Origin of the sequence: Methyloversatilis universalis FAM5, assembly GCF_000214035.2 — a bacterium.
GTDB classification, from domain to species: Bacteria; Pseudomonadota; Gammaproteobacteria; order Burkholderiales; family Rhodocyclaceae; genus Methyloversatilis; species Methyloversatilis universalis.
Genome location: NZ_AFHG01000052.1, coordinates 128,748 through 143,072, shown reverse-complemented (window position 1 = coordinate 143,072; position 14,325 = coordinate 128,748). Strand labels below are relative to the sequence as shown.

General features: G+C 68.0%; 13 protein-coding genes. 6 read left to right on the top strand and 7 right to left on the bottom strand.

All coding sequences use genetic code 11. The features are described from left to right. Nucleotides 1-5: 5 nt before the first annotated feature. From ribD to METUNV1_RS11680, 6 genes are all read right to left on the bottom strand, one after another. Nucleotides 6-1,106 carry a bifunctional diaminohydroxyphosphoribosylaminopyrimidine deaminase/5-amino-6-(5-phosphoribosylamino)uracil reductase RibD gene (ribD, locus tag METUNV1_RS11705; RefSeq protein ID WP_008061951.1) on the bottom strand — a complete coding sequence of 367 codons (1,101 nt, stop codon included), beginning with the start codon at nt 1,104-1,106 and terminating at the stop codon, nt 6-8. After that, nucleotides 1,107-1,586 carry a transcriptional regulator NrdR gene (gene nrdR / locus METUNV1_RS11700; protein WP_008061950.1) on the bottom strand — a complete coding sequence of 160 codons (480 nt, stop codon included), beginning with the start codon at nt 1,584-1,586 and terminating at the stop codon, nt 1,107-1,109. A gap of 94 nt (nt 1,587-1,680) precedes the next feature. After that, nucleotides 1,681-2,577 carry a flagellar brake protein gene (locus METUNV1_RS11695; RefSeq protein ID WP_008061949.1) on the bottom strand — a complete coding sequence of 299 codons (897 nt, stop codon included), beginning with the start codon at nt 2,575-2,577 and terminating at the stop codon, nt 1,681-1,683. A gap of 89 nt (nt 2,578-2,666) precedes the next feature. Continuing rightward, nucleotides 2,667-4,136 carry a LutB/LldF family L-lactate oxidation iron-sulfur protein gene (locus tag METUNV1_RS11690; protein ID WP_008061948.1) on the bottom strand — a complete coding sequence of 490 codons (1,470 nt, stop codon included), beginning with the start codon at nt 4,134-4,136 and terminating at the stop codon, nt 2,667-2,669. Beyond that, nucleotides 4,133-4,798: a LutC/YkgG family protein gene (locus METUNV1_RS11685; RefSeq protein ID WP_008061947.1), complete on the bottom strand. Its 666-nt coding sequence runs from the start codon at nt 4,796-4,798 to the stop codon at nt 4,133-4,135. The genes METUNV1_RS11690 and METUNV1_RS11685 overlap by 4 nt, the downstream gene beginning before the upstream one ends. Next, the gene (locus METUNV1_RS11680) at nt 4,795-5,556 is read right to left on the bottom strand and encodes a (Fe-S)-binding protein (protein WP_008061946.1); all 762 of its coding nucleotides are present in this window, start codon (nt 5,554-5,556) and stop codon (nt 4,795-4,797) included. Before METUNV1_RS11680 ends, METUNV1_RS11685 begins: the two co-directional genes overlap by 4 nt. A 110-nt stretch (nt 5,557-5,666) precedes the next feature. Between METUNV1_RS11680 and METUNV1_RS11675 the strand changes: the two genes are divergently transcribed. Beyond that, the gene (locus METUNV1_RS11675; protein WP_008061945.1) at nt 5,667-6,368 is read left to right on the top strand and encodes a FadR/GntR family transcriptional regulator; all 702 of its coding nucleotides are present in this window, start codon (nt 5,667-5,669) and stop codon (nt 6,366-6,368) included. Nucleotides 6,369-6,477: 109 nt separating this feature from the next. Here METUNV1_RS11675 and METUNV1_RS11670 read toward each other — a convergent pair whose 3' ends face one another. After that, nucleotides 6,478-8,406, bottom strand: coding sequence for a sigma-54-dependent Fis family transcriptional regulator (locus METUNV1_RS11670; protein ID WP_008061944.1), 1,929 nt, complete (start codon nt 8,404-8,406; stop codon nt 6,478-6,480). A gap of 459 nt (nt 8,407-8,865) precedes the next feature. On the opposite strand from METUNV1_RS11670, the gene METUNV1_RS11665 reads away from it, so the two are divergent. The 5 genes from METUNV1_RS11665 (at nt 8,866) to aldA (ending at nt 14,196) form a co-directional block, all read left to right on the top strand. Further along, nucleotides 8,866-9,402, top strand: a complete 537-nt coding sequence (locus METUNV1_RS11665; protein ID WP_008061942.1) for a QcrA and Rieske domain-containing protein — start codon at nt 8,866-8,868, stop codon at nt 9,400-9,402. Between the two features lie 126 nt (nt 9,403-9,528). Further along, a complete protein-coding gene (locus METUNV1_RS11660; RefSeq protein WP_008061940.1) occupies nt 9,529-11,241 on the top strand; it encodes a methanol/ethanol family PQQ-dependent dehydrogenase in 1,713 nt (570 codons plus the stop codon). Between the two features lie 62 nt (nt 11,242-11,303). Continuing rightward, nucleotides 11,304-12,179 carry a transporter gene (locus tag METUNV1_RS11655; protein ID WP_008061938.1) on the top strand — a complete coding sequence of 292 codons (876 nt, stop codon included), beginning with the start codon at nt 11,304-11,306 and terminating at the stop codon, nt 12,177-12,179. A gap of 55 nt (nt 12,180-12,234) precedes the next feature. After that, complete coding sequence (locus tag METUNV1_RS11650) at nt 12,235-12,702, top strand: DUF1097 domain-containing protein (RefSeq protein WP_008061936.1); 468 nt, start codon at nt 12,235-12,237, stop codon at nt 12,700-12,702. A 57-nt stretch (nt 12,703-12,759) separates the two neighbouring features. After that, nucleotides 12,760-14,196 carry an aldehyde dehydrogenase gene (gene aldA / locus METUNV1_RS11645; RefSeq protein WP_008061935.1) on the top strand — a complete coding sequence of 479 codons (1,437 nt, stop codon included), beginning with the start codon at nt 12,760-12,762 and terminating at the stop codon, nt 14,194-14,196. The last annotated feature ends 129 nt before the right edge of the window (nt 14,197-14,325 follow it).

The window sequence follows — 14,325 nt, the reverse complement described above, 5'->3', positions numbered from 1 at the left end:
CCCAATCAGGCGCGCGGCCGGGCCAGTACCCGCCAGTCCCTGCCCACGGCCCGCATGTCACGGATGTCGAGATCGATGCGCTGGGCCAGCGTGTCGAAGGGGCCGAGATTGAACAGCCCCATGCCGCGCCCGAGCAGCGTGGGCGCCAGATACATCAGCAGTTCGTCCACACAGCCTTCGCGCATCAGCGAGCCGTTCAGCTTGTGCCCGGATTCGGCATGCACCTCGTTCAGCCCGCGCGCGCCCAGCGCCTGGAACATGGCCGGCAGATCCACCTTGCCGCCCTCGTTCGGCAGCACCAGCAGTTCGGCGCCGGCGTCGCGCAGCGCCCGGGCCTTCGGCGTGTCGTCCGACGCGCACACCACCAGCAGCGGCGAGCGTTCGATGTCGGCGAACAGCCGCGCCTGCGGCGTGAGCTGAAGCCGCGCGTCGACGATGATGCGCAGCGGCTGCCGCGGCGTGTCGACCTCGCGTACGGTCAGGCTGGGGTCGTCCTCCATCACCGTACCGATGCCTGACAGCACCGCACAGGCGCGTGCCCGCCAGCGGTGACCGTCGCGCCGCGCCGCCGGACCGGTGATCCACTGGCTCACCCCGTTTTCCAGCGCGGTCACGCCGTCCAGCGTGGACGCGGTCTTCAGCCGCACCCAGGGTTTGCCCCGGGTCATGCGCGACACGAAACCGATGTTCAGTTCGCGCGCCTCGTTCTCCAGTACGCCACAGTCAGTGGCGATGCCGGCGGCGCGCAGCCGCGCCAGACCGTTGCCGGCGACCAGCGGATTCGGGTCCTGCATGGCCGCGACCACACGGGCGACGCCCGCGGCCACCAGCGCGTCTGCGCAGGGCGGCGTGCGGCCATGGTGGCTGCACGGCTCCAGCGTCACGTAGGCGGTGGCGCCGCGGGCTGCCTCGCCGGCCGCGCGCAGCGCATGCACCTCGGCATGCGGCTCGCCGGCCCGCTCATGCCAGCCTTCGCCGACGATGCGGCCCTCCTTCACCAGCACGCAGCCGACACGCGGATTCGGCGACGTGGTCCACAGCCCCCGTGCGGCCAGCTTCAGCGCACGCGCCATGAAGCGCGCGTCGAGCGCGACGTCGAGCGCCATTCAGCCTCCGGTCTTGCGGGTTGCGCGCGGCGGCTTGGTCACTTCGCGCACCACTTCGGAAAATTCATCGACATCCTCGAAATTGCGATAGACGCTGGCGAAGCGGATGTAGCCGATCTTGTCCAGCTTCTTCAGTTCGCGCATGACGAGCTCGCCAAGACGGTCGGTCGCCAGTTCGCGCACGCCCATGGTGAGCAGGCGTTCCTCGATGCGATCCATCGCCAGATCCACCGATTCGGTGGTGACCGGGCGCTTGCGCAGCGCCAGCATCATGCTGGCCCTCAGCTTTTCGCGATCGTAATCGGCCCGCCGACCGTCCTTCTTGACGATCTGCGGCATCTTCAGCTCGACCCGCTCGTAGGTGGTGAAGCGCTTGTCGCAGTGCGCGCAGCGACGCCGGCGACGGATGATGTCGCCGTCCTCGCTTTCGCGCGTTTCGACGACCTGGGTATCGGGGGAGCTGCAGAACGGGCATTTCATGGCGTCGCTCCGGGCATGGACGGCGCGAATGTTACGCCGGGATGCGAGCTCGCGCCGCACCCTGCCCGAAATACGACGGCGCGCGTACGCCGGGTCAGGCCGCTTCGCTGGCCTCGATCAGCTTCTGGTAGGTGAAGGCGGCCAGCGCCAGACGGTCCGATTCCTGCACCTCGACGAATTCCAGCCCGTGATTGAAGGTCAGCGCCTCGCTTTCGGCGTCCGGATTGCGCTGCACCGAACGGATGGCGGCCTTCACGTGCACGAACTGATCGATGTCGTCGAACTGCAAACGGAATTTGAGCTGGATTTCGTCGCCCGCGCCGCCAATGGCGGTTTTCGCCGCCATCAGCGATCCGCCCTTGCTGATGTCCAGCATGGTGCCGGCGTACAGGGCGCCGTACATGTCGGTCACCGCGGTGATGAGCTTCACGCTGGCGCGCTGGGCACGTCGCACGCGCATGCCGCGCACCTTCTTCGGGTAGCTCAGATGCAGGTAGGGGAAGGGCGTGTTGGCCATTTTCAGCACGTGAGAGGGGAAGGCGTACACGCTCTTGCCGGAAAAGAAGCGTACGACGAAGGCCGCGTCCTGCTTCACGATGGCGTAGGCACCGTCGATCATCGGCGGCGTCACCATGACGCTGCGCCCCTTCGCGTAACCTAGCAGCTTCACCGTGTGGCGCTGGCCGTCCTCGCCGGCGGCCTGCAGCTGCAGCGTGTCGCCGATCTGCATCCGGATGTCTTCCAGCTCAAGCAGGATGCCGTCCTTGTCGGACGCGGCCTTGGGTTCGGTGTCCTGACCGGCGCGCGCGGTCACCTGCGGCATGTTGGCGGCCACGCGATCACGGTAGAGCCCGCGCTCGCTCAGCACATCGAGCTGATTCTGCGTCTGCACGATGACCCCGGCCTTGAGCAGAAGCTTGTTGTTCTGGTCATACAGCGAATAGGGCAAGGGTTTGCCCAGCACCACATCGGTCTTGCGGACGGGAATCATCTAAAGCCTCGCGAGGAGCGTGTTATCCGTCCGGATATCGACCGGCCGCGGCTGAACTTGATGTCACCCGCAGCGCCCGTGGTTATTTTTCACATCTTTTTTACATCGCGATCGGAAACGGCCATCCGGCGCGCCTTCATTAGATCGTGCAGGCTGCGCGCCGCAGGCACCAAAGGGGTGCGGTGCTGGGTCCAGCCCATCTGCCGGCGGGGTGCCCAACGACGCAGGCGCGTGGCAGCCCAGCGCAGCAGCCGGTAAGGGCCGGTGCGGGCGTAGATGCCGCTCCAGAAGCGCCACACCAGCTTCTGGCCGAGGCTGAACGACGCGCCCTGCCCGGCCAGCGGCTGCGCGGTGCGGGCTCCGGGCGCCCGGTTGGCTTCGGTGCGCAGCCGCATCAGCAGGGACGGAATCGGGATGCGTACCGGACACACCTCGGCACAGGCGCCACAGAGGCTGGAGGCGGTCGGCAGGTCGCGGCTGGCCTCCAGCCCGAGCAGATGCGGTGACAGGATCTGGCCGATCGGACCGGGATAGGTCGTGCCGTAGGCATGGCCGCCGACCCGCGCATACACCGGACAGTGGTTCATGCAGGCGCCGCAGCGTATGCATTGCAGCGTCGCGCGCAGCTGGGCGTCGGCATAGGCCTGGCTGCGACCGTTGTCGAGCAGCACCAGATGCATGCGGCGCGGGCCGTCCTGGTCGCCCGGCCGGCGCGGACCGGTAATCAGGTTGAAATAGGTGGTGGCAGCCTGACCGGTGGCCGAACGCGGCAGCAGGCTGGCCAGCGGCAACGCGTGTTCCAGCGTATCGACCACCTTCTCGATGCCCATCATCGCGATGTGGATGTCCGGCACCGTGGTCGATAGCCGCCCGTTGCCTTCATTCTCGACCAGCCACAGCGTGCCGGTCTCTGCGATCGCGAAATTGACGCCGGAAATGCCGATGTCGGCCTGCATGAAACGTTCGCGCAGCACCTGGCGGCCGGTGTGGATGAGCGCATCGACGTCTTCGGTATAGCCGGCGCCCGGAATCTTCTGCTCGAACAGCCGGGCGATGTCCTGCTTCGTCTTGTGGATGGCCGGCATGACGATGTGCGACGGCCGTTCGCCGGCCAGCTGTACGATGTATTCGCCCATGTCGGATTCCAGGCAGTCGATGCCGCGCGCCTCGAGGTAGTGGTTCAGCTCCACCTCCTCGCTCACCATGGACTTGCCCTTGATCACCCGCTGCGCACCGGCTTCGGTGGCAATGCGGTGGATGAGGGCGCAGGCCTCGTCCGGCGTGTCTGCCCAGTGCACCTCGACGCCGCGCGCCTGAAGATTCGCTTCCAGCTTTTCCAGCAGCGCCGGCAGGTGGGCCAGCGCGTGCTTGCGCACCGCCTCGCCCAGATCGCGCAGCGCTTCGGTTTCGACCGGGTCCGGAAACTGGCTGGCGCGCTTGTCGCGCAGGAAGTTCATCGCGCTGCGGAAGTTGTCGCGCAGGCCGTCGTCGGCCAGCGCCTCGCTGACCCGGCCGCGGAACTGCGCCGGCGATACGAAATGCAGCGGCTGCGCACTCATGCGGTCTCTCCGTCCGCGATCACCACCACGATCAGTTCGCGCGGACCGTGCGCACCATAGGCCAGGGTCTGCTGGATGTCGGCGGTGCGCGACGGGCTGGACACCAGCACCCGGTTGGTCGGCATGTCGTCGGCCCAGCGCTGCACGCTGGCGGCGTGGTGCAGGTCGTCGTACAGGTCGTGCACATCGACGCAGACCAGGCTGACCGGGGGCACCAGCGACAGCGTGCGCGGCAGCGCACCGCCATGGTTCAGCAGCAGTGCGCCGGTGGCAGCGATGCCGGCAGACGCCGGCGTGAAACCGGCATCGACCGTTTCGAACAGTGCGCGCTTCCAGCCCTCGATCGCGCCGTCGAAGCGCACGGTTTCGATGGTGTCCGGCAGCGCGGCGGCCAGCGTCACCGCGCGTGCGCAGGACCCCAGCGCCAGCCGGCGCACGCCGCGCTGCTGCAGCGCCTCGGCCGCCACCGACGCCCACGCGTCCGGCGCGGCCACCTTCACGTCGGCACGCGAAGCACGCAGGCGCGCGCACAGCTGGCTCAGGAGCTCGGTCGCGGTCAGCCGCGAACGCCTTGCGTAGTAGCCGGCCACGTCCGGCACCGCCACCGGCGCGCCCGGCTCGGCGGCGCGCAGCCGCGCCAGGATGCGGTCACGGGCGCTCATGCTTCGCCCTCCAGCCGGCGGCGCAGGAAGGTGGCGATGTGCTCGCCCCGCAAGGGCCGGCCCTGGTGTTCGGCGGCGTGCGTGATGTTCAGCATGCAGCCGCAGTCCGCGGTCACGAAGCGCTCGCACACCGCCGACAGGCTGGCCACCTTGTCGCGCACGATGGCGCCGGAAATGTCCGCGTGCTTGAGCGAGAACACGCCACCGAAACCGCAGCATTCAGATTCGCTGGCGTGGGTGTCGAGCGTGACGCCGGGCAGCGCGGACAGCAGCTGCACGCCGTGCACCCGCGTACCCATTTCGCGGCGGGCGCTGCACGAGGTGTGCAGGCCCACGGTCACCGGCTCGCCGCCGGCGCCGGAATAGTCGACCGCCAGCACCTCGACCAGAAAGCCGGCCAGTTCATGCACCCGGCCAGCCACGTCGCGTGCCCGCGCCTGCAGCGCCGGCTCGTCGTCGAACAGCGCGGGCCAGTGGTGCCGCATCATCCCGGCACAGGAGCCGGACGGCACCACGATGGGCCAGGGCTGATCGAACAGCGCGATCTGCGCCGCGGCGACCCGGCGCGCCTCGTCCGGATTGCCGCTGGTCCAGGCCGGCTGACCGCAGCAGCTCTGCGCCTGCGGGTAATGCACGGTGAGCCCCTCGCGTTCGAGCAGCCGCACCGCGTCCAGCCCGGCTTCGGGCACGAACAGGTCGATCAGGCAGGTACCGAACAGGTAGACCTGGTCGGGGCGCGGTGGGCGGGCAGCGTGCATCGAAAACTCCGGTGGTCGCGCCCCGAGGCGGGCGGCTTGATGGGAGCGCATGATCGCGAGCGCCCGCATTCGGGCAAAATTGGTCGGACCAATTCAGCAGAGATCCCGCCATGCCCGTCTCCGCCGCCGACCGCGCCACCCGCGCACTGGAAGCCCGCCTGCTCGACGGCCACTACCCGGCCGGTGCCCGCCTGCCGGCCGAACGCGCGCTGGCCGACGAACTGGGCGTGTCGCGCGGCACGCTGCGTGAGGCGATACAGCGTCTGGCTGCCCGCGGTCTGCTGGCCAGTCGGGTCGGCAGTGGCGTGTACGTCACCGAAAGGCTGCACGGCGGGCTGGCGTCGCCCTGGCGACAGCTGCTGGCCGAACACCCGCATCTGGGCGGCGACATGCTGGAATTCCGGCGCGTGCTGGAAGGCGCCGCCGCGCAGTTCGCCGCCGAACGCGCCAGCCGCGCCGATCTCGCCACGCTGCGCGGGGTGGTGGACCGGCTGCGCCGCGCGCGCCGCGACGACGACGAGGCGCAGGAGGTACTGCTCGATTCGGTGTGGCATGGCGCCATCGCCGCAGCCGCCCACAACAGCATGTTCGGCTATCTGCAGGCCAATCTGCTGGCCATGCACCGCGAGCACATCGCGCACAACCAGGCCGGCCTGCGTTACGGCGACCGGGCGGTGGCCGAGGCGCTGTGGCAGCAGCACTTCGCGCTGTGGGAAGCAATCCGCGCACGCGAACCCTATCGCGCGCGCGACGCCATGTACGCGCACATCGACTTCGTACGCGCGCGGCTCACGCCGCCGGCACAGCGCTGATCCGCGGCGGACACAGGGCTGATTTGCCGGCGGTGGTCGCCTCGCTGGCCGCCAGCACGGCGATTCGCCGCGACGATCTTCCGATCAGTCCGTCAGGATGCCGGGAACGCTAGCGGCTCGGAAAGCGTCCGCGGCCCAGACCGTAGCGGCTGAGTCGCCGGTAGAAGGTGGCGCGCGGCATACCGATCAGCGCGGCCGCTTCGGTCGCGCGCCAGCCGCTGGCTTCCATCGCCTCGATGATGCGGCGGCGTTCGTCCGCCTCGGCTTCGCTGCGCGGCCCGGGCGTCTCAGGGGCCGGTTCGTCCAGCGCCCGCAGCAGGTTGTCCGGCAGATTCAGGCGTGACAGCGCATTGGATTCGCACACCGCGACCGCATAGCGCAGCGTGTTGCGCAGCTGGCGGATGTTGCCCGGCCATCCATAGCCCATCAGCTCGTCGGCCAGCTCATCCGGAAGCTCGATGTCTCGCCCTGCCGCCGCACATTCCTCGTCGAACACCTGCTGCAGCACCTGGCGCCGGTCACTGCGCGCGCGCAGCGGCGGCAGCGTGAAGGTGGCGGCATTGAGCCGGTAGTACAGATCCTCGCGGAAGCGGCCGGCCGCCACGAGCGACTCCAGGTCGCGGTGGGTGGCGCACACGACGTTCAGATCCACCTTTTCCGGCTCGGTGCCGCCCAGGCGCAGCACCTCGCCCTCGGCCAGCACCCGCAGCAGCCGGGTCTGCAGCGGCAACGGCATGTCGCCGATCTCGTCCAGGAACAGCGTGCCGCCGCTGGACATCTGGATCTTGCCCGCCTCGCCCTTCGCCTTGGCGCCGGTGAACGCGCCTTCGCGGTAGCCGAACAGTTCGCTCTCGATCAGGTTTTCCGGAATGGCTGCGCAGTTCAGCGCGACGAAGGGCTGATCGTGCCGCTCGCTCTGCGCATGAATGGCGTGCGCGAACGCCTCCTTGCCGACGCCGGTCTCGCCCAGCAGCAGGATGGGCAGACGGCTGTTCACGATGCGCTTGATGCGCTGGATGTCGCCGGCAACGCGGGTATCCCCCACCGCCAGCGTCGAGAAATCGTGCCGGCCCTGCACCGCCCGGCGGGGCTGGCGCCGCTGTTCGGGCACCCGCACCACCGCCGACAGCACCTGGCCGCTGCTCAGCCGACGCAGGCCCACCGGCATGCCCGGCCGGTCGTGCGCGGCCCGCAGCAGTTCGTCGGCGCTCAGATCGAACACCTCGTGGAAGGCGCGCGGCAACGGCCCGGCGTACTCCAGCAGTTCGACATGGGCGAGGAAGTTGGCCTGCACGATGCGGCCGCGCTCGTCCAGCGCCAGCAGGTAGCTGCGCTCCGGGTCCAGCCCGCGGCCGACGCCGGCGATCTGCACCGTCCAGCGGTGGCGGTTGGCTTCGATGAACCAGGCGTTCTCGATGAAACGGGCGTTCTGCGCCACCAGCTGGAACACCACCGACTGGCTGCGGCGGTCGTCCGGCGCCGCCAGCGCCGACGCGTTGAGCACCGCCACCACATCGTTGTCCGGGCCGAACACCGGTGCGGCGCTGCAGGTAATGCCGACGTTGTAGGCGCGGAAGTGTTCGCCCTTGTGCACCAGGATGGGTGCCCGGTCGATCAGCGTGGTCCCGACGCCACAGGTGCCTTCATCACGCTCAGACCAGCAGGCGCCGACACGGAAGCCACGCGAACGGAATTCGAGATCGGTGGACGGGTGTCCGCGAAAGTCCACGGTACTGCCCTCGGCGTCGGTCATCAGCACGCAGTAGCCGGCGTCCTTGATCTGGCTGTGCAGCTTGCCCACGCCGAGCCGCGCCAGCTGCAGGAAGGGCTCGATGCGACCACAGCGCTCGCGCACCTCGGCCGCGCTCAGGATGCGCGGCGAAGCCGGCATTTCCGGATCGACCCGGTGCTGTTCCAGCGAACGTCGCCAGGACTCGGCGATGCGGTCCTGTCCCGGCACTCGCAGTTCGCCGCCGCTTGCCGACGACAGCGCACCAACCTGCCTCATGTGCTGCGAGAACGCATCCCTGAAACGCATGGCCTTTCCTCCTCCTCATGTCCTGGCGTCATCGCCGGGTGCAGTGCACCGGCTGTTTTCGCGACAGTGTAGGAGAGCGTTTCGGCACGCTTCAAGCATTACCGCTGCTGCGACGCACAACGAAAGCCACCCCGCAAGCCACTGAAATACAAGGATTTGTCTCACTTCGAGTGAGACAGCATCTCACCGTCTCGGGATGGCGAACCGATTTCGCTGCAGCGCAACATCCGGGAAGACAGCCCGCCATTCTCCGCCGCATTCCGCACTGCAGGACGCTTTGCGCCCTGCCGGCCCCGCACGCCGATGTCATCCGGTCACGCGCTGTCGACGCTGGCACGACGCTCGCTGACGGGCTCTCCGCATCAGCCCAACAGCGAGGACAGCATGGCGCAGAACGACCCGAAAAAGAGTGTCACCCCCGAGCACGGAAGCGGCTGCTGTCAGTCGCGGCGAGACGCAATGAAGGCGGCCCTGGCGGTGACCGCGCTGTTCGGTGGCGCGGTGCGCGGCGCGCACGCCAGCGAAGCGGCCGACCTGCCGCCGCAGCCGGGCGACCGCCTGGTGCGCATGGACGACGAGGGCGCGCCGCAGCCGCTGAAGGTCGCCGACATTCCGCTCGCCAGCAAGCCGGTACGCGCGCTGCCCTTCGCCGCGACCGATGCGCTGGTGCGCGACGGAAGCCGGCTGGGCCGGGTCATCCTGATGCGCTTCGACCCGGCGTCGCTCGACGCCGAAACCCGCGCCCGCAGCGCCGACGGCGTGCTCGCCTACTCCGCCGTCTGCACCCACCAGGGCTGCGAAGTGAGCGAGTGGGATGCGGCCGGCGGCGCCATGTTCTGTTTCTGCCACTTCTCCAAATTCGACCCGCTGAAGGCCGGCACGGTCACCGCCGGCCCCGCCGGCCGCGCCCTGCCCTGGCTGCCGCTGAAGAGCGAGCACGGCGAACTGGTGGTGGCCGGCAGCTTCAGTTCGGCCCCCGGCGTGCGCAAGGGCTGACCCGGATACGCGTTTCACACCGCCCGGGCGTCACAAGGCGAAGCGTCCGGGCTGCAGCACCGGTCGCGCCCACGAAGCGCGACCACATCTTCGCCCTACAACACAGGAGGAAGCATGAGAAACACGATGAAGCGGACCGTCCTCGCGGCGGCACTGCTCGCGCCGCTGGCGGCCACGGCGGCCCTGCCCGCCTACGCGCCGGTCACCGACGCACGGCTGAACAAGCCGGAAGCGCAGAACTGGCTGATGTACCGCGCCAACTACGCCGGCTGGGGCTACAGCCCGCTCAAGCAAGTGAGCGACAAGAACGTCGACAAGCTGCAGCTGGCCTGGGCCTTCTCGACCGGCATGACCGAAGGGCACCAGGCACCGCCCATCGTGAACAACGGCTACATGTTCGTCGCCACGCCGAACAACCAGGTCATCTGTCTGGAAGCCAAGAGCGGCCGCGAAATCTGGCGCTACAAGAAAACCATTCCGGACGAGCTGCAGCAACTGCACCCGACCAACCGCGGCGTCGCGCTGTACGGTGACCGCGTGTACATCGCCACCACCGACGCCTTCCTGGTCGCGCTCGACGCCAAAACCGGCAAAGAGGTGTGGAAGACCGCGGTGGCCGACTGGAAGTCCGGCTACTACATGACGCTGGCGCCGCTGGCCGCCAAGGGCAAGATCATGATCGGCAGTTCGGGGGGCGAATACGGCATCCGCGGCTTCGTCGCTGCCTTCGACGCCGACAGCGGCAAGGAAGCCTGGCGCACCTACACCATCGCCGGCCCGGGCGAACCCGGCGGCGACAGCTGGCCGGGCGACACCTACAAGCGTGGCGGCGGCTCGGTGTGGATCACCGGCACCTACGACCCGGACACCAACCTCGCCTTCTGGGGCGTCGGCAACGCCGGCCCGTGGATGGCCGACACCCGCAGCGGCGACAACCTGTACGCCAATTCGGTGCTGGCGCTGGACGTCGACACTGGCAAGCTCAAGGGTTACCACCAATATCACCACAATGATTCGTGGGACTGGGACGAGGTATCCGCCCCGCTGCTGATCGACCTCGAGCACAAGGGCAGGAAGGTGAAGTCGCTGGTGCACGCCGGCCGCAACGGCTATCTGTGGATGCTGGAGCGCACCGACAGCAAGGTGAATTACGTCGATGCCTGGCCCTACGTCACGCAGAACGTATTCACGAAGCTCGACCCGAAGACCGGTCGCCCGACCTATGACCCGGCACGCATACCGGCCACCGGCAAGACGGTGAACTTCTGCCCCTCGCTGTGGGGTGGCAAGGACTGGCCGCCCGAGGCCTACAACCCGCACACCGGCCTGCTCTACATCCCGGCGCAGAACAATCTGTGCTCGGAACTGACCGGCGAGCCGGTCAAGTACAACAAGGGCGAGCTCTACCTCGGCGTTTCGATCGAGAACGTGCTCACCAATGTGCGCATGACGCCGGAGTCGAAGGTGCACATCGGCGAAGTGCAGGCCTGGGACCTGAAGACCGGCAAGAAGGTGTGGACCCACACCTATCCGGAAATGAACTGGGGCCCGCTGATGACCACCGCCGGAAATCTGGTGTTCGGCGGCGGCACCAACGACCGCAAGTTCCGCGCCTTCAATGCCAGCACCGGCAAGCTGCTGTGGGAATTCCCGACCAATTCGGGCGTGACCGGCGTGCCCTCGAGCTTCGAGGTCGACGGCGAACAGTACATCGCTGTGCAGTCCGGCTGGGGTGTGGATGCCGAACGCATGCAGGGCGCGTTCAACGCGGTGCTCGACAAGAAGACCACCGTGCCACAGGGCGGCGTGATCTGGGTATTCAAGCTGCCCAGGAAATGATCCACCCGGGCGCCCGGTCCGCCGCGCGCCTGCCAGAAAGAACATAACAAGGACATGAACTCATGAACACTTTTGCCATCACTCCCACCCGTGCCGCGAAGACTGTCGTCTCCGCATCCGGTTTCGCCCTGGCGCTGCTGTCCGGCAGCGCTGCGGCACAGACCACCTTCGATGTGATCGGTCCGCACGAATACGACCTGCCGGTCAATTTCGACCAGCCGTTCAACGTGTTCGTGCAGTACGCCACCGTGCAGCGCGACAGCCGGCTGTTCGACAGCGACGGCGATCGTCAACGTGGCAGCAGCGCGCAGAAGATCATCGGCCTGTCGAAATACGTGCGCTTCTGGACACCGGATTCCAACCGGAACATCGGTCTGGCGTTCGAGGTGATCCAGCCCACGGTGGGCATCCGGGACCGCAATTCTCCCGACCCGGATACCCGCCACATCAGCGGCTTCGGCGACACCATCACCGGTGCCGCCATCTGGTACAAGCCGACGCCCGGTTCCACGCTCGGCTTCCAGACCTTCCTGCAGGTGCCGATTGGCGACAAGGACGTCAGCGACACCAACTGGAAGAACCTGTCCAGTCTGCTGTGGTACGCGCCGCTGACCGATCGCATCGCATGGACCGGCGACCTCGGCTTCGTCGCACAGAGCCGCAAGGACGACGGCACCCGCCCGGGCATGTTGTGGCACACCAACAACCGCTTCGGCTACCGCGTGAACGACTGGCTGGAACCGTTCGCCGGTGTCGACTACGAGCGCATCAGCGGCCGCAATGGCGCCGGTGACTCGTGGGGGCTCGATGGTTCGCTCGGCGTGATGTTCCATTACTACGGCAACCAGTCGATCGCGCTGCGTTACTCGCACGGCATCGAAGGCGAGAACCGGCCGGTCAACAACAGCATCAACGTGAAGTACGCCTACGTCTGGTAACCCCGGCCGGCGGCGTGCTGTGGCACGTCGCCGGCCTCCTTCAAGGAGGCTTCAAATGAAACTGCTGCACGCACTCGCACTGAGCATCGCCCTGCTGGTCGCACTGTGGGTCTGCCTGAGCATCGGCATGCCGAACCTGCAGCTCAATCCGTGGATAGGCTTCGTCGCCTGGGCCACCTTCTTCGCCGCCGGCGGCGGCAGTCAGGCGCTCGGCAAATCGGCCTTCGCCGCACTGGCCGGTGTCGTGCTGACCGCCGGCACGATGTGGCTGGTCGCGCTGGCCGGCGGCAGCCTGCCGGCGCTGGCGCTGCTGGTCGCGGTGCTGGCCTTCGTGCTGGTGGCGATGGCCGACGTGGCCGCGCTGTCCTACACGCCCGCCGCCTTTCTCGGCGCCGCCACCTACTTCGGCGCCACTGGCGACACCTTCGAGAAGGCGCTGTTCGTCGGCCTGACCTGGATCGCCGGACTCACCTTCGGCTACCTGTCCGAATCCTTCGGCAAGCGCATGACGCGCGCCGCCTGAACCCGCGCACCGCACTCGATCACCGCTTCCGATCACACACACCAAGGAGACTCTGGAATGACCACCCATCACAACTACATCGACGGACGCTTCGACGAGAGCGACGTCGCCAGCCGCATCGAAGTGTTCAACCCGGCCACTCACGCGCTGCTCGACACGGTGCCCGAAGCCGGTGTCGCCGCGGTCGAGCGCGCGATCGCCGCCGCCCGCACGGCACAGCCGCAGTGGGCGAAGCTGCCGGCCATCCAGCGCGCCGGCTGGCTGCGCAAGGTGGCCGAAGGCCTGCGCGGCGTGCGCGAAGAGATGGCGCGCCTGCTGACGCTGGAACAGGGCAAGACGCTGGGTCTGGCGCGGGTCGAGGTCGACTTCACCGCCGACTACCTGGACTACATGGCCGAATGGGCGCGCCGCATCGAGGGCGAGGTGCTCACCAGCGACCGCCCGGGCGAAAGCATCTTCCTGCTGCGCAAGCCGGTGGGCGTGGTCGCCGGCATCCTGCCGTGGAACTTCCCGCTCTTCCTGATCGCCCGCAAGATGGCGCCGGCGCTGGTGACCGGCAACACCATCGTGATCAAGCCGAGCGAGGAAACGCCGCTCAACGCCTTCCTGTTCGCGAAGCTGGTGCATGCGGCCGAACTGCCGCGCGGCGTGTTCAACCTGATCGGCGGCCGCGGTGAAACCACCGGCGCCGCGCTGACCGGCAGTTCGTCGATCGACATGGTGAGCTTCACCGGCAGCGTGGCCACAGGCAGCCGCATCATGCAGGCGGCCGGCCGCAACCTGACCCGGGTCAATCTGGAACTGGGCGGCAAGGCGCCCGCCATCGTGCTGGCCGACGCCGACCTCGACCTCGCCTCGACCGCGATCACCGCGTCACGCGTGATCAACACCGGGCAGGTGTGCAACTGCGCAGAGCGCGTCTACGTGCAGCGCAGCGTGGCCGACGAATTCATCACCAAGCTCACCGCGAAGATGGCCGCCACCCGCTATGGCGACCCGATCGCCGATCAGAGCGTCGACATGGGCCCGCTGGTGAACAAGGAAGGCCTGGACAAGGTGGCCGCCATGGTCGAACAGGCCAGGCGCGACGGCGCCCAGTGCGTGCTGGGTGGCCGCGTCGCCGACCGCGCGTCCGGCTACCACTACGAGCCCACCGTACTGATCAACTGCCATGCCGACATGGACATCATGCGCAGTGAAATCTTCGGGCCGGTGCTGCCGGTGCAGCTGGTCGACGATCTCGACGAGGCGGTGGCCCACGCCAATGCGTCGGACTACGGCCTGACCTCGTCGGTCTACACCCGCGACCTCAATGCGGCGATGCGCGCGATCCGCGATCTGCAGTTCGGCGAAACCTATGTCAATCGCGAGAACTTCGAAGCGATGCAGGGCTTCCACGCCGGCCGCCGCAAGTCGGGCATCGGCGGCGCCGACGGCAAGCACGGGCTGTACGAGTACACCGAAACCCAGGTGGCCTACATCCAGCACGGCTGATGCAGAGCGGGTGCATCCCCCGCACCCGCCCTGCACACCCCGGGTCTTGTAGAAGACCTTTCGTTTCTCCTCGGTTGCGGGCACCCAGGCCTCCGGGTGCCCGCTTTTTTTGCCGTTTTCCGGCCGATT